At 51.2% G+C, this 21,864-nt stretch carries 14 protein-coding genes; 5 read left to right on the top strand and 9 right to left on the bottom strand.

Annotated elements, in window-relative coordinates; genetic code table 11:
• Positions 1-7 precede the first annotated feature (7 nt).
• The 5 genes from nqrE to A3OW_RS0100610 are packed head-to-tail and all read right to left on the bottom strand — an operon-like array spanning position 8 to position 4,790.
• Complete coding sequence (nqrE, locus tag A3OW_RS0100630; RefSeq protein ID WP_020561509.1) at positions 8-616, bottom strand: NADH:ubiquinone reductase (Na(+)-transporting) subunit E; 609 nt, start codon at positions 614-616, stop codon at positions 8-10.
• Positions 616-1,311: an NADH:ubiquinone reductase (Na(+)-transporting) subunit D gene (locus tag A3OW_RS0100625; protein ID WP_020561508.1), complete on the bottom strand. Its 696-nt coding sequence runs from the start codon at positions 1,309-1,311 to the stop codon at positions 616-618. Before A3OW_RS0100625 ends, nqrE begins: the two co-directional genes overlap by 1 nt.
• Entirely contained in the window at positions 1,308-2,243 is a 936-nt protein-coding gene (locus tag A3OW_RS0100620; RefSeq protein ID WP_020561507.1) for a Na(+)-translocating NADH-quinone reductase subunit C, read from the bottom strand. Before A3OW_RS0100620 ends, A3OW_RS0100625 begins: the two co-directional genes overlap by 4 nt.
• Positions 2,236-3,438, bottom strand: a complete 1,203-nt coding sequence (locus A3OW_RS0100615; protein WP_020561506.1) for an NADH:ubiquinone reductase (Na(+)-transporting) subunit B — start codon at positions 3,436-3,438, stop codon at positions 2,236-2,238. Before A3OW_RS0100615 ends, A3OW_RS0100620 begins: the two co-directional genes overlap by 8 nt.
• Positions 3,438-4,790, bottom strand: coding sequence for a Na(+)-translocating NADH-quinone reductase subunit A (locus A3OW_RS0100610; protein ID WP_020561505.1), 1,353 nt, complete (start codon positions 4,788-4,790; stop codon positions 3,438-3,440). The genes A3OW_RS0100615 and A3OW_RS0100610 overlap by 1 nt, the downstream gene beginning before the upstream one ends.
• 455 nt (positions 4,791-5,245) lie before the next feature.
• Here A3OW_RS0100610 and A3OW_RS0100600 point away from each other — a divergent pair, with 455 nt between their 5' ends.
• Complete coding sequence (locus tag A3OW_RS0100600; RefSeq protein WP_020561503.1) at positions 5,246-5,731, top strand: flavin reductase family protein; 486 nt, start codon at positions 5,246-5,248, stop codon at positions 5,729-5,731.
• Between the two features lie 74 nt (positions 5,732-5,805).
• Here A3OW_RS0100600 and A3OW_RS0100595 read toward each other — a convergent pair whose 3' ends face one another.
• Together A3OW_RS0100595 and A3OW_RS0100590 are read right to left on the bottom strand one after the other, a co-directional pair.
• A complete protein-coding gene (locus A3OW_RS0100595) occupies positions 5,806-9,300 on the bottom strand; it encodes a mechanosensitive ion channel domain-containing protein (RefSeq protein WP_020561502.1) in 3,495 nt (1,164 codons plus the stop codon).
• An 81-nt stretch (positions 9,301-9,381) separates the two neighbouring features.
• Complete coding sequence (locus A3OW_RS0100590; protein WP_232422302.1) at positions 9,382-10,875, bottom strand: MBL fold metallo-hydrolase RNA specificity domain-containing protein; 1,494 nt, start codon at positions 10,873-10,875, stop codon at positions 9,382-9,384.
• Positions 10,876-11,618: 743 nt separating this feature from the next.
• Here A3OW_RS0100590 and A3OW_RS0100585 point away from each other — a divergent pair.
• A complete protein-coding gene (locus A3OW_RS0100585) occupies positions 11,619-13,373 on the top strand; it encodes a L,D-transpeptidase family protein (RefSeq protein WP_020561499.1) in 1,755 nt (584 codons plus the stop codon).
• A 52-nt stretch (positions 13,374-13,425) separates the two neighbouring features.
• Here the strand turns inward: A3OW_RS0100585 and A3OW_RS0100580 are convergent, their stop codons facing one another.
• The gene (locus A3OW_RS0100580; protein WP_020561498.1) at positions 13,426-14,022 is read right to left on the bottom strand and encodes a YcbK family protein; all 597 of its coding nucleotides are present in this window, start codon (positions 14,020-14,022) and stop codon (positions 13,426-13,428) included.
• Between the two features lie 198 nt (positions 14,023-14,220).
• Here A3OW_RS0100580 and A3OW_RS0100575 point away from each other — a divergent pair, with 198 nt between their 5' ends.
• Positions 14,221-15,462, top strand: coding sequence for an SLC13 family permease (locus A3OW_RS0100575; RefSeq protein WP_026223222.1), 1,242 nt, complete (start codon positions 14,221-14,223; stop codon positions 15,460-15,462).
• A 53-nt stretch (positions 15,463-15,515) separates the two neighbouring features.
• Complete coding sequence (locus A3OW_RS0100570; protein WP_020561496.1) at positions 15,516-16,811, top strand: flavohemoglobin expression-modulating QEGLA motif protein; 1,296 nt, start codon at positions 15,516-15,518, stop codon at positions 16,809-16,811.
• A 407-nt stretch (positions 16,812-17,218) separates the two neighbouring features.
• Here A3OW_RS0100570 and A3OW_RS0100560 read toward each other — a convergent pair whose 3' ends face one another.
• The gene (locus tag A3OW_RS0100560; protein ID WP_020561494.1) at positions 17,219-19,123 is read right to left on the bottom strand and encodes a DCC1-like thiol-disulfide oxidoreductase family protein; all 1,905 of its coding nucleotides are present in this window, start codon (positions 19,121-19,123) and stop codon (positions 17,219-17,221) included.
• Between the two features lie 596 nt (positions 19,124-19,719).
• On the opposite strand from A3OW_RS0100560, the gene A3OW_RS0100555 reads away from it, so the two are divergent.
• On the top strand, positions 19,720-21,846 hold the full coding sequence (locus A3OW_RS0100555) for an HDOD domain-containing protein (RefSeq protein ID WP_020561493.1): 2,127 nt from the start codon (positions 19,720-19,722) through the stop codon (positions 21,844-21,846).
• Positions 21,847-21,864 lie beyond the last annotated feature (18 nt).

Here is a 21,864-nt window from a genome sequence, read left to right as displayed (position 1 = left end):
AGTACCCTTACAGTTGGATTCCGGAGAAAGCCATGAAGCCGAGAGACATCAGACCCGCAGTAATAAAAGTGATGCCCAGGCCTTGCAGACCGGCGGGAATATCACTGTATTTAAGTTTTTCACGCACGCCGGCCATGACGGTGATAGCCAGAGCCCAACCGAGGCCGCTGCCGACTCCGTAGGTGACGCTTTCGCCGAGATTGTAGTCGCGCTCGATCATGAACAGACTGCCGCCGAGAATTGCGCAGTTGACCGTGATCAACGGCAAAAACACGCCGAGCGCATGGTAAAGAGCGGGGAAAAATTTATCCAGAATCATTTCCAGAATCTGCACCAGAGCCGCAATCATGCCGATACAACTCAATAAGGCCAGAAAGCTCAAGTCGACGCCCTGGATGCCGATAGCGGCCAGCGCGTTTTCCTTCAATACCGCATGATAGACGATATTATTGGCGGGAACGGTAATCGCCTGCACAATCATCACCGCAATGCCGAGCCCCATTGCGGTCGAAATCTTTTTCGATACCGCAATGAAAGTGCACATGCCCAGAAAGAAGGACAGTGCCAGGTTTTCGATGAAAACCGATTTGACGAACAAACTGATATACGCTTCCATTAGTGGTGCCCTCCTTCGCCGTGAGCTATCGACATAATTTTGTAATCGACCGTTTCCCGCTGGTTCGGCTTCCATTGGCGCACGCCCCAGATGATCAGGCCGATGATGAAAAACGCGCTGGGCGGCAGCAGCATCAGGCCGTTCGGATCGTACCAGCCGCCGTCTTTGCTCAGCTTCAAAATTTCGTAGCCCAGCAGTTTGCCGGAACCCAGAATTTCGCGGAAAAACGCCACGGTCACCAGAATCAGACTGTAACCCAAACCGTTGCCGATACCGTCCCAGAAACTCTCCAGCGGCGGATTCTTCATCGCGTAGCCTTCCGCGCGGCCCATCACGATACAGTTGGTGATGATCAGACCGACGAAAACCGACAACTGTTTGCTGACTTCGAAAGCGAACGCTTTCAGGATCTGATCGACCACGATCACGAGCGACGCAATGATCGTCATCTGCACGATGATGCGGATGCTGCTCGGGATATGATTGCGGATGGCGCTGATCGCGGCGCTCGAGAACGCGGTCACCAGAGTCAGCGCCAGCGCCATGATCAGCGAGGTCGACATTTTCGAGGTGACCGCCAGCGCCGAACAAATTCCCAGAACCTGTAAAGTGATCGGATTGTTTTCGACCAGCGGGCTAGTCAAAACCTTTTTGGTTTCGGTATTTAGTCCTGCTTTATCCAATATTGCACTCATGATTTAACCCCTTGATTCACTCTAATTTTGCTCAGATACTTGGCAAATCCTTCCTTGCTCATCCAATATCTGATCAGATTGGTCACGCCGGTACTGGTCAGTGTCGCTCCGGCCAGGCCGTCGACCTGATATTCGGAGCCCGGCTTGCCGGGATCGACGGTGCCTTTGACCAAGCTCAACGCCGGCTCGCCGACGTCGGCCTCGGCAATCAGCCCTTTTTCCAGGGACGGCTGATCGGTCATTGCATAGACCTTTTTACCTTTCCATAAAGCGCGCCAGTTCGGATTCACGACTTCACCGCCGAGGCCCGGAGTTTCGGCTTGATCGTAGAAGTTGATGCTTTGCACGGTTTGACCGTCCGGATCCAGCGAAAGAAAACCATACAAAGTGGACCATAAGCCGTAACCGCTGACCGGCAGAATGATCGATTTCAGCGTGCCGCCTTCCTTGACCAGAAAGACTTTGGCCAATTTCGCCTTGACCCGGATATGGGCAATGTCCTTTTCCTTCGGAATCGCAACGCTTTGCGCAGGATCCTTGGCGGCTTTACGTTGATCGTAGGCATTGGCGTCGATATTTTCAACGTAATCGCCGGTTTCCAGATCAACGACTTTCGCTTCGATCTTGTCCGCAAACGCCTTGTCGATATCCATACCTTCTTCGAGCAGGCCGGCCACATCGAGAATATTTTTCTTCATGTCCAGATCTTTGTTGTAGATCTGCATCGGCTTCAGGGCAACCGCCGAGAACGACACCAAAATCGCGCAGATAAAACACAACGACAGCGCGATCGCGATCGTCTTTTCCAGACTATCGTTGCCCATCGCCAGGACTTTGTCTTTATAGACGATGAATTTACGATAGGACTCGTATTCATTCAGCTTGTTGCAAACCTGTTCCAGATGTTTGCATTGCTTTTGTGGATTAGGCATGACGTTTGATCCTTCTTCTGATATTGGCCTGAATTACGAAATAATCGATCGTCGGCGCAAACATGTTCGCAAACAGAATCGCCAGCATGATGCCTTCCGGAAAGGCCGGATTGACTACACGTATCAAAACGGTCATCGCGCCGACCAGGACCCCGAAAATCCAGCGGCCGGCATCGGTCATCGCAGCGGTTACAGGATCGGTGGCCATATAGACCATGCCGAATGCGAAGCCGCCGGCGGTCAAATGCCAGTACCAGGGAAAGGCGAACATCGGGTTGGTGTCGCTGCCGATGATGTTGAACAACAAGGTTGTTGCAACCATACCCAAAAATACGCCGGCCATGATCCGGTAGGAGGCAACGCGCGTCCACAGCAGAAAAACCGCGCCGATCAGGATCGCCAGCGTCGAAGTTTCGCCGAGACAGCCCGGTTCGAAACCGAAGAACGATTGCATCCAGGTATAGCCTGCCGCATGCACTGCGTCCATACCGCCGTTCGCGGCCAGACCCAGCGGCGTCGCCGCGGTATAGCCGTCGACCGCAACCCAGACCGCATCGCCGGATATCGAAGCGGGGTAAGCGAAATACAGGAATGCCCGGCCGGTCAAAGCGGGATTTAAAAAGTTTTTACCGGTGCCGCCGAAGACTTCCTTACCGATGACGATGCCGAAAGAAATGCCCAGGGCCACCTGCCACAAAGGCATGTTGGGCGGCAATATCAGAGCGTACAGCATCGACGAAACCAGGAAGCCTTCGTTGACTTCATGGCCACGCACCGTGGCGAACAAGACTTCCCAAACGCCGCCCACCGCCAACGTGACGATATAGATCGGAAAGAAGTACAGCGCGCCATGAACCAGGTTGGAAAAAGGATTCATCGCGTTGTAGCCGAACAAGGCCATCGGAATGCTGCGCCAGCCGCTAGCCTTTTCCAGCCCCATGGCGTTGATCGCCAGGTTCGCCTGATAACCCGTGTTGTACAGCGCCATCAGGATGCAGAAAAAGGTTGCGATGACCACAAAGGTCATGGTCCGCTTCAGGTCGTTGCCGTCACGAACATGGGTTGCGCCGCGCGTTACAGTAGAGGGAGTATAGATAAAAGTATCGACCATCTCGTAGAGACCGTAATACTTTTCAAACTTGCCGCCTCTTGTAAAATGCGGCTCCAATTTATCTAAAAAATCTCTTGCCGACATTATCCTTCCTTCTCAATTTTATTTAAATTCGCTCTCAATACCGGGCCGAAATCATGCTTGCCTGGATCCACAAAGGTCAGCAGGGAGACATCTTCTTCGTCCAGTTCCAGGCAACCCAGGAGTTGCGCCTGATCGGTATCGCCTACGATCATCGATTTAACCAGCGGCGTCGGCAGAATGTCCAGCGGCATTACGGTTTCAAAGATGCCGACCGGAACGATCGCCCGGTTACTGCCGTTTCTATTGGTAGTCAACGGGAATTTACGCCCGGATTTACGATCCTGACGGCTGGAGATATATACATCGAGCGCGGAATATTTGTCCTTGCCCAGCACGATCCAGCCGAACAATTCGCGCGCGCGTCCTTCCTGCAAAACCGAAATCTGAGTACTGTAAGCGCCCAGATAGGCCGCCCAGTCGGCCGCATGATGGCCGTACAGCACCGAACCCGAAATGACGCGGTTTTCCACGTCTTCAAGTTCGCCCTTGACCAGGTCGTCCGTATTGGCCCCGACGCGGGTGCGGATCAATCTGGGATTTTTTACGGTCGGTCCGGCCAATGACACCACTCTTTCCATATTCAGTTTGCCTGTGGTGAACAGGGCGCCTATCGCCATCACGGCCTGATAGTTGAGATACCAGACAAACTTGTCCGCGCTGACGGGATCGATGAAATGAATATGGGTACTCGGCAACCCGACAGGATGAGGGCCGGAAAATTCGGCAACGGCGACCGTCGCGCCGCCGACGGGGATATCCGCGCCGGCCGCCTTGCAGACATAGGTTTTGCCTTCGGTCAATTTGGCGATAACCGTCAGGCCGTTGACAAAATCGTTGGCTCTGGCCTTGACAATAACGGAAGGATCGGCCGCCAGCGGAGCGGTATCGATCGCCGTGACGAAAATCGAACTCGGCTTGCCGTCAATAGCGGGAATCTTGCCGTAAGGACGGGTGCGCAACAAGGTCCACAGTCCCGACTCCAATAAATTCTGTCGCACCTGCTCCGCCGTCAGATTGCCCAACTCGGATTCTTTGTACTGGGTGAACGTTTGCTGATCGTCGCCTTTCAGTTCGATGACGACGGACTGTAAAGCCCGTTTGGCGCCGCGGTGGATGGCCACCACCATTCCCGCGCCGGGCGAGGTGAAATTGACACCCGGATTTTTCTTGTCGGTGAAGAGTATTTGCCCCAGTTTGACCGCATCACCTTCAGCGACCATCATCGTAGGCTTCATGCCTACATAATCCGTTCCCAGAACGGCAACGGTTTTTACCGGATTACCATTCTCTATAACCTGTTTGGGTCCTCCGGTTATAGGCAGATCCAAACCTTTTTTAATTGTAAATTGCATAGTTGAAGCCTACTCTCCAAGCAAATTGCAGCGAAACCATCCTCTCCATCGGAAAGACCATTCCAAGCGAGAGACGCGTTGGTAAAACCGGTTCATTACATCATAAAACCGTCAATTTCTCAACTGAAACAGGCCTGAAATTGGCGGCGAAACAAGCAATAAACCGTTGCGTTTCGGTTTCCGGCCGCAGGTCACTTTATATCCGCAGGAACTGCGCCGTTACCGGCTCGGCCGGCCTTTTGCCGCTTTCCCCCGTCCGGATAACGCCGACCTCCGGGCGAGCCGTCCGCCCGGTTTCTTCCGGAGCGCCGGCGGCCGGATCGCCGTACGGCTCGGGCACAATGCCGAATCAATCTCGATTTAATTGTTGTATCATAAAGAATCCATCTGGCTGTCGTCTTATTTCCGGCAAAACCGACGGCGCATTGCAAGCCGGATCAATACAGGAGAACTTAATGGCTGTAAGCGGAGATGAATTTAAACAGGCCCTGCAACACTGGGCGAGCGGCGTCGCCGTCGTAACCGCCCAATCTGAAAAATATGGAGTTCAAGGCATGACGGTCACGGCGTTTTCCAGCGTTTCGATCAATCCGCCGCTGATCCTGGTCTGCATCAACGAATCCGCCGACACGGGCGACGGCATTCAGGAAAGCGGCCATTTTGCAGTGAATGTGTTAAATTCGGATCAACAAGAAATTTCCAACCAATTCGCGGGCGGAAGCAGTCAACAGCAACGGTTTGCAAACACTGCCTGGCACCTTGAAAGCCCGGGCGTGCCCGTCCTCGACGACAGCATCATGTCGTTGACCTGCACAGTAGTGAATAAAATTCACGCAGGCACTCATTTCATCATTATCGGAGAAGTCCAGAGCACTCTACGCCGCTCCGGCGATCCGCTGTTGTATTATCGGAGCGGGTACCGAAAACTGCTGACCGACTAGCCGCCCGAACCGCCTCTTGGTAATTGGGCCATCGCGGCATGACTCTGGGTGATGCCGGTCAAGCCGCCTCGTTCTCAGAAGGCGATGCGTTTGGAGCCCGCCTCCCGGCTTTTCTCCATTTTAACGGCAGGCGCGAACGCATCCTCCGCCGCTCCGACCTGGTGTACATACACATCGCGATGCGGAAAAGGAATTGATATGTGATTCTCCCTCAAGGCCTTCTCCAGCCGGACATGCAGATCATGCGTCACCGGCAGCCGGTCCGCCAGCTCATTGACAAACACACGAATCGAGAACTGCAGCGAATTTTCGCCGAAACCGATCAGCACCACGCTGGGAGCCGGCTCGGCAAGCACCTTGGGCGTGGTTTTGACGGTGTCCATCATGATCTTATGAGCAAACTCGACGTCCGAATCGTAAGCGATGCCTACCGGAATGACGATCCGGGTAATGGCGTCGCTTAAAGACCAGTTGACCAGTTGGTTGGTAATGAAAGTTTTGTTGGGCACGATCAGCTCTTTCTGGTCCCAGTCGATCAGCGTGGTGGCGCGCATCTGAATCCGGCTCACCTTGCCGGTGACGTCGCCGATGGTGACGGTGTCTCCGATCCGGATCGGTCGTTCGAACAACAGGATGATGCCGGATACGAGGTTGGCGAATATTTCCTGCAAACCGAAGCCCAGACCGACGCCGAGCGCGGCCACCAGCCATTGCACTTCCGACCAGCTCCCTCCCAACTCGTTGGCCACGCTGACAAAACCGACCGCGATCAGGAAATATTTGGCCAGTTGATTGACCGCATAGCGCTCTCCGGCTTCTATCGACCAGCGCCTGAAAACCAATATTTCCATCACTCCGGAAAAATTTCGGACCGAGACCACGGTAACGAACACATACAAGCCGGCCAGCATCAAATTGGCCAGCGTAATCGGCTGATGGAGTTCCTGATTGTCGATCTTGACCAGATGCCGCCAAAGCTCGATCCGTTCCAGAAACGAAAACGCCGGCAGAATGTTTTTCCAGATGAGCCAAAAACCGGCAATCACACTGAATGCGGTAAAAACATTCAGTAATTTGATGGTTTGCGCATTGATCCTGGGGATGTCGATAAGCTGTTCCTCAACACAAACGACAGGGTCTTCGGCGCCTACCGCCGATGCTTTGTCGGCCTGCGTTGCAGCCGCCTGGGTGGCGGCTTTTCTTTTCTGCCGCGCATTTTTCAAGGCCAGTTGCCGGTTGACCAGGGTCAACCAGCGAATGACCAGCTCATAAACCATGATCAACAAAAAGCACCATCTTAACGTGATGATGATTTTCTGCTGCAATTCCAGTGCGCTTAGATAATAACCCGCCGTGGCGAAACCGATCACGATCAGGGGAATCAGGACAGTGGCCGGATACCAGACATACCGGGTCCGATTAACCCAGCCCTCCGGATACGATTTGATGTGGGTTTGCAGAAGTCCGTTGTCGGGCTTGAGCAGGCGGCTAAAAAAGAAAGCCATCGCACTCATGATTACAATCAGAGCCAGACGCCCCAGACTGTCGCCATACACGGAATTTTTCGAGGCGCCGGTACTGTAAATGACGAAAATCCCGGGCACGGCGATGAAACGCAGCCAGGCCAGTTGCCTCCGCAGCAACTGGGTATTGTTTTTTTGCCATTGAAAATGATGATTGGCGATGCCCGACGGCGCGAACAACCGATAAAAGAACCGCAATATAAACATCGGAATCGCCGCACTTTGCAAGCCTTCTCCGACGGCTCTGCTGAAATCGGCCGCAGACCAATCGACGCTTAAGAACCAGCCCAGCAAATAAATGAAAAAGGGCAACGGCGAAACCAGCACCAGCGTGCACGCCAAAGCCTTCCAGGTGTAATAAAAATTATCGGTATAAATTTTTTCGACTTTACCGGAAATCGCAATCAACTGCTGCTTGGCCCAATTTCTGCCTGAACGCAGCAACACCAAGCCGGCCACCGCAAGCAGACTCAAAAATAAATTATCGATGCCGATACGGACCGCGTCGCGTATCAACAGCTTCCAATTGCCCGGCGACAACAGCCATTGCAGCGAGTGATAAAGATCGATCGGATAAGCGGCATTGATGGGTTCCGAACTGGGCACCCACAACAGGCGCTCGTCAAGAAAAACGGAAAACTTTCCGGTCTGATTCAATAATTGCCGGCGCGCAAAATCGACGTCGCCCAACGTTCTCAAATACGTGGTATAGGCAATGGATAACTTATTCAGCACCTCTTTCTGGCTGCTGAGCAACACCCTCAATTCGGCCTGGATCATCATCCTTTGATCCAAAGGCATGGCATCATCGACCCGGCTCCGCATCAACTGTTTTAATCGGGTATCGACATCGGTAAACTCCTTGAGCCTTTCTTCGACGGCCAGTTGCTCAAGACTGGTGGCGGCCGTTTCTTCCTGGATGTTTTCGGTTTGGAGCGCAAAATTATCCTGGCTGACCAGATTGCGCCGCTGTTCGCGTAGAATTCTGCCGAGAGCGGGGCTCAGTCCGGCCAGACTGATCTTTTTTTCCGCACTTTTGAAGTCGCTTTCAATTTCAGCGGCTTCCGCGTCGAACTTGTTCTTCTGTTCGGCGTATTTCTCGATTTTACCGGTAATTGCCTGCAAATCCCGGCTGTATTGGATATTTTCGCGGGTAATATTCTGAATGACCGGATGTTTGCCCGACAGTTCTTTTTCCGCCTGGCTCAGGGCATCCTGGATTTCCTTCGCTTCCTGTTGCCTGCGGTCGGCCAATAGATTCTCTATCGCGGCCACCAGCGGAGCCAACTCGTTCTTTCGCACTTCCAGCAAGCGCAACTCAACCTTGAGCAGTTCGATTCTGGCTGGATTGCTTGCGGCCTCGGCTTCGAGCATTTTCAGTTCGGCGGTGCGCGAATCGATGAGCGTTTTCAACTGAAACTGATTGGCTTCCATCTCCAGTTTCGATTCCGGACCGGCATCGATGAAATCGAGCTTTTTTTGAGCTTCGTCGATATCCTGCTGGGCCGCGACGATTTCTTCGCGGATCAATCGGGGCCGACTGTTTTGCAACACCAGGTCGGCTTCCTTCATTTGCGTTTGTTCGTCCAGATTACTGATTTTTCCTTTTTCCAGAACAAGGCGCTGTTCGAGTTCTTCGGTCGGTATGCGATTTAAATCCTCGAATTTCTGTTTGGGCTGCTTTTGCTGGCCGATCTCGATTTCTTTCAGAAGCTTTCGGGTTTGCTCGGGAGCCGCCTTGATGGCTCCGGTATACTCGGTCGTCTGGGCATTCAATTTGTCGACATTGCTCAAATTGTCTTCCGCCGTTTGATAAACGGCCAGCAGTTTGGTTTTTTGCGCTTCGTCCAGCCCTTGCCGGGTCTTTATCGCTTCGATTTTCGACGTTAACGATTCCTTGCTGGTGTCGAGCACGGCGCCGTTTTTTAGCTTGTGCTCGCGGTCGGCCGATACGGCCGGCAAGGCAATCGAATGCATCAGTAAAAAAATCAGAGGAAAAAATAAAAAGTTTCGTGTCTGCATGGGAGTAAAAACAAAGGCTTTCATTCACTGAAGCGTTAAATACGAGGAAATGGAATCTTGAAAAGAATGACTGAAGTTGCAAACAGCCACAAAATCTTAAATAAATTAGAGTGTTATCCGATCGCCTTCTTTCGGAACGTCGACATTCCAGCCCATTCGGCGAAAGCAGGTCTGTAACGACAGAGCGGCCGACTTTTCTCCATGAATCAGATAGACTCGGGGCCTTGACGACTTGAAGTGGTTCGCCCACTTCAACAATTGGCTCTGATCGGCATGAGCGCTTAAGGCCCCCAGCGTATGAACCTGGGCCGCCATATTGATCTCGGCGCCCAGAATTTTGACATACGTCCGTTTGCCGTCGACGATGATTCTGCCCAGGGTGCCTTCGGCCTGATATCCCGAAAAAATGATATGGGCATTGCGCCGCCATAAATTGTATTTGAGATGGTGGCGAATACGCCCTCCGGTACACATGCCGCTGCCGGCAATGATAATGACTCCGCCGGCGATGCGGTTGATTGCCATGGACTCTTCGGGAGTTTCGGAAAAAATCAAACCCGGCAGCCACGCCTCCCAGCCGGTCGAGGCGATTCGGGTAAATTCCGGATCGTCGATGTTGAACAGATGCACGTGCTCGGCATAGATTTTACTGGCGCTGATCGCCATCGGGCTGTCCAGGTAGATTTGCTGCTGCGGCAGCCCGCCCTGGCGCTTGATTTTGCCCAGCCAGTAAATGAGATCCTGCGTCCGCCCCACGGCGAACGCCGGGATAATGACGTTTCCTCCGCTGCGGTCGGCTTCCCGGAGCGTATCGCGCAACTCGTCCAGAGTATTGCTCAGAGGTTTATGATCCCTGTCGCCGTACGTAGACTCCAGCAATAGCACGTCGGCCTCGGTCAATACCGCCGGATCGCGCAGCAAAGGAGATTCGGGATTGCCCAAATCGCCGGAAAATACCAAGGTCCTGGTCCGGCCGTCTTTGTTGATGCGCAACCGAACAATCGCCGAACCCAGGATGTGTCCGGCTTCGTGAAAGGACAAACCGATTCCCGGCAGTATTTCGGTTTCCTCGTCGTAGGCCAGAGGCGATCGCAGAACCATCAGTTTTTCCACGTCGTCGAGCGTAAAAAGAGGCTCAAGCAATTTTTTACCGGCTCTTTCCCTGCGTTTGTTTTCCCATTCGGTATCCCGCAATTGCAGGTTGGCCGCATCCCTGAGCATCAATTCCACCAGCGCGAAACTGGCCTGCGTCAAATAGACCGGCCCCTTAAAGCCCTCCTTGACCAGCTTGGGAAGGCGCCCGCAATGATCGAGATGAGCGTGGGACAGGATGACGGCGTCGATATCGGCCGGGTTGAAGCCGAAATCGGCAAAATTTTGTTTTTCGGTTTCTTTCGAGCCCTGAAATTGCCCGCAGTCCAGCAGGAGGCGAAAAGCTCCCGTATCCAGAAGATAACAGGAACCGGTCACTTGTCCGGTGGCGCCTAAAAAAGTAAGATGAGTCATGGCATTGTCGAGGTTGTGTTGGACGCGCTCATTGTTCTGTTTTTCCCTGCCGCGGAGGACTCCGGGCAATAGCAGCGGAAAGAGTCCGGTCACTCCGCCCTCTGCAAGCGCGATCAATACCGCTTGTCGAATTTATCGCTCTGCGCCGACGCCTTGGTCGAGCCGGTACCCGAAAAACATCCTTATAATTTAGAATAAACAGGCGAACTATTTCTCTCCGGCAAAGTCTTTTTTTAGATTTTGCCTTGCCAACCAACCGAAATCGGTCATTGAAGTATCCGCGCTCTCCATCCATGACCTCAATGCAAGCACGGCTGTTCGGCATTCCCTCGCCGTTCCGATCAGTTCCGGGGATAAAAGACAAGAAGGCAAGATCTACTGTGCGGACACTCGTCAAGTTCGAGTACCCCCCCCTACATGATGTGACATCCTCCGCATCGATCGCCGCTTTCTTTGGCTGAACGGACAGGAATGGTTTCACCCGCAATTTATCTCTTTATAAAGACGGCGATAATGGTAGTATTATGACATCATCCATTAAAGTAATTAACAGATACTTAAATGCCGCCGCTACAGACCTTCTCTCCGCCAACGCCCTTCCATCCGAGTCTTTTCCGTTCAGGAAAAAATAGAATCCACGAAAGCTCCTTACTTATGCAATTAAGCTTCCGATAATGAATTTGAAGTTAAATAAGCCGTTCGGAGTAAAAGCCTCATTACTTCCGCTCCCTGGATGCCCTTCCCTGCTTTTTCCGGCCGCCTTGAGGTTTTTGTTCCATCCATTCATTGTGGGAATTGCCATGCTTACCGCCATAAGACCTTGTGCGCAGAATAAAATGAATCTAAAAATCCGGCACGGCATTTATTTTTCCACGCTGATGTCGCTCATTTTAACCAGTCTGGTGGTGACTCCGGCGGGAGCCGAAGAAATGACCGAACAGAAAACCGGAGTAGCCAAAGAGATTTTCGCGATCATTTCGGCAAAACAGCATCCCGATCTTTTGCAGCCCTCTTTCGCCAATCGTTTCGATGACCTCGATGCCTTATATAAAATGGAAAACTACCGGCTGCTCTGGCTGGGGCGCGACGATTCCAAAAAGAATCTTGCCGAAGCGCTCAATCTGCTGGCAAACGCTTCGCTGCACGGCTTGAATCCGGCCGATTACGATGCCGAATTATTGCAGAGGACTCTGCCCGCAACGCTTGCATTGCCGCCCGAAAACTTGAAAAAATTGGCATTGTACGATACGGCGTTGAGCCTGTCGTTATTGCGCTTTCTGCACGATCTGCATTATGGCCGGGTCAATCCGCAGGGAATCCACTTCAATTTGAAACCGAGGGAAAAAAAACTGGCCGATCTGCCAGTATTGATTAAAGCCGCGCTGGCCCAGGGTACGCTTGCCAAGTTACCGGATACAGTGGAACCCAAACTTTTGCAGTACCAGAAGCTGAAGCAGTCGCTGGCGTTGTACAGACAATTGGATGCTCAATATGTTCCCTTCCAGTTATTGATTGCCAAATCGCTTCGTCCCGGCGACCGGCATCCTCAAATGCAGAGTCTGAAGAACTTTCTGGTCTCCGTCGGCGATCTGTTCGACAACAAGGATCAACCCGATCCCAAAAACGCCGATATATACGCCAACCCGATTCGCGACGGCGTGATGAAATTCCAGAAACGCCATGGCCTGAACCCCGACGGCGTCATCGGCAAAAGCACCGCCGCCGCCATCAACATTCCTTTCAAACAGAGGATCACTCAAATCGAATTGGCGATGGAACGGCTGCGCTGGCTGCCGGAAATAAACGCCGGAACTTACATTATCGTCAATATTCCGGCTTTCCAGTTGTGGGCTTTTGACGACATCGGCAAGCCCCATCCCGGCATTCTCAATATGAAAGTGGTCGTCGGCAAGGCTTTGAAAAATCAAACTCCGGTGTTGATGGCGGAGATGCGTTTCATCGATTTCATGCCCTACTGGAACGTGCCCTACAGCATTGTCAAGGATGAAATCCTGCCCAAGTTGAGTGCCAATCCCCAGTATCTTGAAAAGGAGAACATGGAAATGGTCACAGGCTTCACGAGCGATGCCAGGGCCGTCGCGTTTACTCCCGATGCCATCGCTCTTTTGAAGCAGGGAGTGCTCAAGATCCGCCAGCGTCCGGGGCGCAAGAATGCCTTGGGCCGGGTAAAGTTCATGTTTCCGAACAAGGAAGACGTCTATTTGCACGATACGCCCGCCAATGCCTTGTTCAGCAAATCCCGGCGGGATTTCAGCCATGGCTGCGTACGGGTCGAAAATCCGGAAGCCTTGGCCGGTTTTGCCTTAAAAGACCAGGCGGGATGGAGCCAGGAAAACGTACATATGACAATGAAAACCGCCAAAACTCAAAGAGTCATTTTGAAACACCCCATCCCGGTGCTGTTCTTTTATACAACGTCCTTTATTGACGAGAACGACAGTCTGACATTTTATCCGGATATTTACGGACACGATGAAATCCTGCTCGAAGTTCTTAAAAAACCTCAGGATCTGTCCGACCAATCGCTGTTTATCAGTAAAAACACGGTGCCGCCTCAAATCATCAAATAAATCGAGACGACCCGGAAGGGAACCGGGCAATTGAGTGGGCAGGAAATCCGCCTCACCAAGTCCTGAATCGGCCCGTATCCAGATGAACGAAATCGGAACCGGGATAATAACCGACGCCGCCGCGCGCCATGTGAATCGCAGCGTTTCTGATCAAGCGAACGTCCATCCTTTCCACGCGAATATCGATGGCCCTGCCCTGCATGTGTAAACTATGCTTGGAAACGCCGCGACTGGCTCTGCGCAGCTTGGCATTGGTGGAGGGAGAGCGATAGCCCGAAACGATGTGAAAAGGCCGCCGGATCCCCAGCAGCAATTTCAGATCGTATAATTGATCCAGCAGGTCCGTATCGATCGGATGAACCGAGCCGGTCCGAAAATCACGGAGCAGATAATTGATCTCCGCCAGAGCGTCTCTCAAATACCGGCCCTGTTCAAAATAAGTGAGCCTTAACCGGTCGCCGGTATGGATATGTTCGAAAGAAAGTGTCTTATGCGACGGGAAATGCCCTATTCTTGCCTCGGCGACCGTAGAACCGCCGATAGCCAGCAAGGAACCGTAGACAATATTTTTCAAGAATTTTCTCTTGGAGAGGACGATCTCCCCCTTCTCGTCGGAGAAACTCAATAATTTATGTTTATTCATATTCATTCTCTGGCTGCGTTTATTTAATGCAGATCGGTGCAGTTTCTTTATCGGAACCGCCTTTCCTCTAAATAAAGACCGCGTAAAGCCTTCAATTAAAACATTCCGGAAGAGTCTTAAATTTCTGAACTTTTAAAATCCGTCCGAAATCGCCGATAGCGTTCAATGCAATTTGTGGAATTCAATCCCCATAGGTGAATGGAAATGAATGTACCCTTGACAGTAATGATAGCCGTATTTGTGTTAATTGCGGTAAGAAAAATCGGCCGCGTTACGGTCCGGATCTGGCACTCGATGACGGCCGGAGCGCTCATCGTCCTGCTGACCGGAGACATCAGCGTTCACGACGCCCTTAAAGCCATCGATCTAGACGTCATGGTGTTTCTGGCAGGAATGTTCATCGTCGGCCAGACCCTGGTAGCGAGCGGATATCTCTATTTTATCTCCTACCGTTTGTTTAGCCGGATTCAATCCGTATCCCAGTTGATTCTTGCCGTCTTGTTCGGTTCGGCCTTTGGCTCGGCTCTATTGATGAACGACACTCTCGCCATTATCGGCACTCCGTTGGTATTGAGACTGGCCCGAGAGCACAAAATCAACAATTCTCTTTTATTGCTGACGCTCGCTTATGCGATTACCATCGGCAGCGTCATGACGCCCATCGGCAACCCGCAAAATCTGCTGATTGTCCGGCACGCAGGGTTTGCGTCTCCGTTTTCGGCCTTTTTCACTTCACTCGCCCTACCGTCCTTATTCAACCTCGGTCTTACCTATCTCATTTTACGCAGGGTCTACCGGAAGCAATTCACCAAAGAAACGCCTCTTTGTCATGGTCCGGTCGAATTGATCGATAAAAAATTGGCCAAAGCGGCCCGTCTTTCGTTAATTCTTCTGATCGGGTCGATTACCGCGAACCTTGTCTTGCCGGAGCTGGGCAGTTCGATCCGGATGGAACTGAGCCATATTGCTGTTCTCTCGGCGTTGCCTCCGTTATTATACAATTCCAATCGGATACAATTGTTAAAGAGCCTGGACTGGCCGACCCTGGTATTTTTTGCTTCGATGTTCGTGCTCACGGCCAGCGTCTGGCAGACAGGGGTATTGCAAGATTGGGTCGCCGACCTGCACGTCGACGTGTCGTCGCTTCCCGCCGTCTTGCTGCTCAGCGCGGCACTCAGCCAATTGATTTCCAACGTGCCGCTGGTCGCATTGTATTTGCCCTTGCTTCCGCACGCGCACGCCGAAATCTCCATGGCGCTGGCCGCTGGCAGCACGATCGCCGGCAATTTTCTGATTCTGGGCGCAGCGAGCAATGTAATCATTGTTCAGCACGCCGAAAAACATAAGGCTAGCCTCGGCTTTTTCGAATTCGCCCGTCTCGGAATTCCGCTGGGCTTGCTTAATTTGTTGATTTACGGAATCTGGTTCCGTTATGGGATCCGTTGATTTTTACAGGCCGTTTTTCCGAACCTTATCGATCATAAACAAGATATTTTTCCATGCCCGAAAAAAACGTTAAGCCTCCTTCAACCTACCTGACTCAGGTCAAAGCGCTTTCCGACCGGATCGTCAAGGCACAGCAACCCATCCGCATTCTCGATGCCATCAAATGGGACGAGAGCATTAAACAAGCCTTTTTCAACAAAAATTGCAAAATGCTCCCCGAAGTCACGCCGGATTATTATAAAAATCGCCCGTTGGGATTCGATCCTGAAGAAAAAAAACTCGAATTCTACCGGATTGAACGCGACCTCGTGCGCACTCTCGGCCAACTGAATCCGCTCAGCGTCATCATGCGCAGGATATGCAGGGAATACCAGGACGTCGTGGACATGCTGCAAGCTCGAGGCACGGCCACTTTTTCCAATATTTCGCAAGAACTCTACGGCTGTTCCCAGGACGTCTTCCACGTCGGCGACCCCCCGATCGCCATGCTGGGCAGCATGATGGAAGACACGCTTTTGCAACTCCTGAAACTGGACTTCCTCAACGAAGAGCCCAAAACCATTCCGGCCAAGGAAGCGGTCGTTCTGCTCAATGAAAAAATTCAGGCTCTTTTCCCCGGCGACGGCCTCCGGGCGATGATCAGCGACGGCATTCTGGCCGATGCGGCGGCCGGCACCGATTACGTAAAACTGCGGGCGGACGCTTACTTTAACATGCGCGATCTGCGCGTGCTTGAAGTTCATGAAGTCTGGGTGCATCTGGGCACGACCCTCAACGGTCTGGCGCAGCCTTATTGTTCTTTTCTGGGTAAAGGCCCGCCTTCCGCCGCAGTCACTCAGGAAGGTCTGGCCGTACTGATGGAAATATTGACCCTAAGCTCCACGCCCAATCGTCTGATGAAATTGATCGATCGGGTCAGAGCCATCACGCTCGCCGAAGAAGGCGCCAATTTTCTGGAAATTTTCCGGTTTTTTCTGGATAAAGGACTGGATCGGGAGGAAAGTTACACGCTCACCAGCCGGGTGTTCAGAGGCAGCAGTCCCGACGGCCTGCCGTTTACCAAAGACTTGACTTACATCAAGGGATTTGTGCTGACTTACAATTTCATACGCCTTGCTGTCAGCAAGGGTAAACCCGATCGCATTCCCTTGCTGTTCTGCGGCAAAACCATGCTGGAAGACATGAAGGTGCTGGCGGAGCTGGTTGAAGAAGGCACCGTCGTACCGCCGCGTTTTTTACCGCCTCAATTCAAGGACTTGATGGGGCTTTCGGCCTGGATGAGTTTTAGCCGCTTCATGTCGTCGATGAATTTCAAGCAATTGGAACAGGACTATGCGAATGTTCTGTGATTAAAACAGGCCCGCGCACACGCAGTAGAAGATCATTTTGCCCCCCCCCCCGGCGCAATGAAAAAGAACGCTCATTCCGGGTTCCGCAGCCGGTCAGGCGGTTTCGCAAACAAAAAACCCAGCAAAAATTGCTGGGTTTTTTGGGGGTTACGCAGTAACCGGATGTTATTTCATCATTTCGGCTGAGCTAACAACTCTTTGTTTTGAATCGTCTGGACTGTCCAGGCAACCAGTCAGGCCAACAACCATTAATGACACAGCCAAAAGTGCTAAAACTTTTTTCATAATAATATCCTCCAAAGGGGGGTTTAAATTATTGTTATATTTGCGCCCAAAAAAGCACGGGCAATTTATACCATGCCTGAATAAGCGATGCAATAAAAAATAAGTTTTAACGCAGCGCTCCGTTACAGGGAATTGATATTGCCGGGCAATTGAACCGAAATCACCCCGTCGTTCCATTTGGCGCTGCCGACATTCGTCCATTCGGAAGAAAAATTTCTGTGCAATTGATCGTAAACCCAGTGAGTTGGCGCATCAATTTTTTTTAATTTGATATAAAACAATGTATTATCAAGATTCAATCCGATTTTATGCCCCCAGAAAGCGGTGACTTTCATAATGAATTTCTTGAGCCGCGTATCATTTATCGTAGGCGTCACTGCAATATTGGCCCACATCGAATGCACTCTCCCCCAATTCGGGGCCAGCAGCCGGCCCTGCTCGTTTACGAACGGAAGCCACTGCTCCTTTCCGGCCGAGTCGATATAAGTAATCGCCACAATCCGGTCATACCCGGCAAAATGATCGTGCAGGTACAGCGCGTGCGGCGCAATGCCCAAAAACAATTGCGAAACCGAGATCAGCGCATTGCTGCCTTTGGTCACCGCAGCCGCCAGAGGATTCTGATAGGTGTCGACCTTGAGCCGGTAAACAATTCCGTAATGGATGGAGCTGTTGAGCTGTAGTATCAGAACGCCAACCAGAATCTTGGCCAGCTTCCGGGAGAAGGCTTTCGGTTTTTCTCCGGCCGCTTGCTCGAAAAGCCGGTGATAAAGAGTATTGTCTTCCAGTTTTTCGGAAACCAGGCAATCGGAGGTGCAAACCACTCGTTGCCGGGAATCTGCGATCAACCGGTAGCGTTTTCCGGCCAATGGGTAGATGCCCGGTAATTTCATAATCGCGCCCAGCAAGAACAAATAGCGCATTTTGAAGAAAACCTGAATGTAAGTGTCCAGTCCGCTATACATCCGATTCTTATCGTCCAGCGCATACAGATCGGTCAACAGTTCGTCCTGGCCGAGGGCCGCCAAGGCCGGATACTCTGCCGCATGATCCTGCGCGGATTTAAAGTCTATGCAGTGAAAGACGTCGAAATGATTGAGGATCAGAACGGTCCGGTTACACAAAGGGCACAAACGGTCATAGAACACGGTCAGCGCGGGTTTCCTGGCGGTGAGCGCTCTTCCTGCGGCGCGCCAGCATTTGAACGGGATCAGCAGAGTATAAAACGACAGCATTCCGAGCCCGAACGGATAAATATTCAAGGACAGGGTAATGCCCAGATGCAGGCCCATGCCGATGAATAAATAAATTAAGCGCAGTTTGCGGTGGTTGAAGAAAAACAGGAAAGTAAACTGGAAGACAAGGATAGTGTAACCTACCGTTTTTTGCAGCCACTCGATGTTCAGCCACGGCGACATATCGATAGCCGATACATAGTAAGGCTGCGTGGAAGGCAGCCAGGGCCCCAGTCCGTTACGCCAGTGCTCGGCAAAGAGTTTGTGGATGGCCGAGTCGAAATAAAGAAAACCGAGGCAGATTGCAACAGGTACGGTATAGGCCAGGACCGAGACCGCAGGCTGACTGTAACTGTTGTAATGAATGAAAGGAGTGCTCAGCCGATACCGAAGTTTATCGATCGAGAAAGCCCGGTCAGCGGGCATGAACAGCAGAAAAAATCCGGCGCCGGTCATGAACATGTCAAAACCGCCGTCGAAATCCCGCTGCATGGGCGTGAAATTTACAAAGATGATCCAAAACAGATAATTACTGAAGGCGGCGAATTGATAACGGTAGCCGACAACGACCATGACCGCAACCAGCCCCCACAGCCCTAAAAAAAAGGGTATTGAAGGAAACTCCACATCGATGTAAGGGATGGGATCGAAGATTAAATGATTAAAATAAAATAGAAATACAATTTCCTGCAGAGTGACCAGTCCGTAAAAAATACGGAATAAGCCGATACCGGTAACCGGGACTTTCTTATTAAGATTATTGACTAGATAGGCGCTAAGGGATTGAATCATCGAACTGTGCAAATAATTTTAAGATAAATGGACAACCGGTCTACCGGGGGTAGAAGCTTTGAACCGGGGAATCATTGAGCCGGGAGAACGCCCGCGGCGGACAGTGAGCTGCAATGTTTTCCGCCAATTGTATTACAATTTGTATGGTAATGGCAGCTCATAGGTCATCTTGCAAATTCTTCCCTGATCTTGCCGAATCTTTCTAAATCGGCCGGCCATCGACTCACTCCCGGCTTTACTCAAAACCGGGATTCTTTTTTAATGGCGTGAATTCTTACGAAATGCTTAAATAAGCATCTTATAAAATCAAAAATTCGTCTACACTAAAATACTGAATTAGTCCGAAGGGCGAAAGTCGGTAAATACACTTTTCAGCGAAGAGCGAATCATGCAATTATTCCCGATGAATTTTACTCTTTCTGAACCAATTACCTTCATTTGCCTGCCTTCTGCAAGGCAGAGCAAACCTCGGATGCAATCGTCGAGAATCCGTTTCACAATTTTTGATAAATTAATTAATTATTTGATTTATAAGTTTTATATCCACTATACTTCCAACACTATCTGTTGCAATCGGATACCGTTTACGAACGACAATGGAAAATTCCGTTTTACAAATTTTATCCAGGATAGATATCGGTTCGCTGCCGGTAGTGCCTCAGGTATTGTTGGATTTGATTCGCGCCACGCACTGTAACGAAGTCAATTTTAAAGATCTCACTAGAATTATCGGACAGGACGCCAGCCTTAGCTCAAAAGTATTAATTACGGCCAATTCTCCGTTTTATCGGCAATGGGGAGAAATTACCGATCTTAACCGCGTCGTCACCGTCCTCGGTCTCAACACGGTCAGAACCATCGCCGTGACCCGGACCGTCCAGCAATTCTTTTCCCAAATTCCGCCGAATCATTGTAATTATCTGGACATGATTTGGTATCGGTCCCTGACTTGCGCCCATCTTGCCAGCCATATTGCGAAACTGACCGCCTATGAGTTTCCCGACGAAGCCTATCTGGCCGGTTTGATTCACCGACTCGGCCAGATTGTTTTGTTGAAATGCTTCCCCAAGGAATACCCCGATTTTTTAGCCAAACATTTCGACGGCCAGCACAGCGCTCCGGAAAAGACATTGTTCGGCGTCACGCACCAGGAAATCGGAGGTCATCTGATTGAATCCTGGAAAATACAGGCGGCTCTCTCGGACGCGGTGCTCTATCAATCGCATCCTCTCGAAGCGATAGCGGAGGGCACACCTCTGGTAAAAATTATCAATCTGGCCAGTCAACTGTGCATTATGGCTGCCGAAAACGAAGTTCAAGTCTTTGCTTTGGCGGATCGATGGTTCGGCCTTAATCAGCCGCTCACGGAAGAAATGCTGAAAGAAGCAAAATCCGTCACTGAACAATTGGCGCTCAGCCTTGAAATCTCGATTGCCCATCCCGAAGGCTCCCGAATCCGGTCTCTGACTTCACAAGCTCAGCGGAATAAAGTCCGCAAGAATACGGCAGAGTATATAAGAAAACTGGCGCTGACCTCGGCCTTGAAGCAGGATTTCGACCATGCCCTCCCCCACACTCACCCGGTTGCCCTCATTCAGCGGGATATGAATGTGCTCTTCGGGTTCAGAAATACAGCCGTTTTCTTATTCCGGCAGGAGACCGAGAGCCTGGTGAGCACGTTGGGCCCGGGCGAGCAGACTGCGAAGAATTCTTCAATTACGATAAACATCAAGCAGAGTCGGAGTTTACTGGTAAAAGCCCTGTCGAACCGACAAATTCTGCACGCCGTCGAGGCAAATAATGTCAATCCCGCTGACTTTGCCGATCGTCAGATCGGCCGATGGCTCGGTACCGACCGCCTGTTGGCGATTCCATTATGGGCGAACGGGCAGGCGATGGGCGTGATCGTGACCGGCTTGAATCAATCCGAACAAGCGACAGACGATTTAAAGCTCGATTTTATTTCCTTATTTGCCAAAGAAGCGGCTCTCGCCTTGCTGCATGCGGAAGAGCGTTCCGAACTCGATCAGCAGGCGCTATTGAACACTATTCGGGAAAATTATCATTTGCATGCCCGAAAACTGGTCCATGAAGCCAACAATCCCCTCAGCATCATTAACAATTATCTGCATTTATTGAAACAGAAACTGGGCGGGAATCACTCCACCGAAATAAACCTCATCCAGGAAGAAATTGACCGGGTGGGCAACCTTATCCTTAGATTGCCCGACGTCATGGAAACGCCAGCAGAAGAAAAAAGATCGGTGGATGTCAATACCGTCATTCTTGACCTCATCAATCTATTTCGGGCCGGCATTTTTACCCTTCACGGCATCCAGACGGTTTTAAAGCTGGATCCCGCCATGCCGGAAATCCCCAGCAGCCGCTACAAGATCAAGCAGATACTTACCAATCTTATTAAAAACTCTGCAGAAGCAATGCCGTCTGGCGGTACAATTACTATTTCGACTAAAGATCACGTAAAATTCAGAAAAAAACATTACATCGAAATTCTGGTACACGATGACGGCCCCGGACTTCCTCAAACGGTCAAGGAGAACTTGTTCGCCCCTCTCACCAGCACCAAAGGTAAAGGCCATTCCGGACTGGGATTAACGATTTGTAAAAGTCTGATTGATGAACTTGGAGGAACTATACAGTGCGATTCTTCTTTAAATCACGGTACAACATTTCGGATTCTTCTTCCTAAGGAAACCTGGTAAAAGAGAAATGCAAAAGGA

The sequence above is a fragment of the Methylosarcina fibrata AML-C10 genome (genome assembly GCF_000372865.1).
In the GTDB taxonomy this organism is placed as follows: Bacteria; Pseudomonadota; Gammaproteobacteria; order Methylococcales; family Methylomonadaceae; genus Methylosarcina; species Methylosarcina fibrata.
Note: the sequence above shows the minus strand (reverse complement) of the source record. Positions and strands in the feature narration are given on the sequence as shown.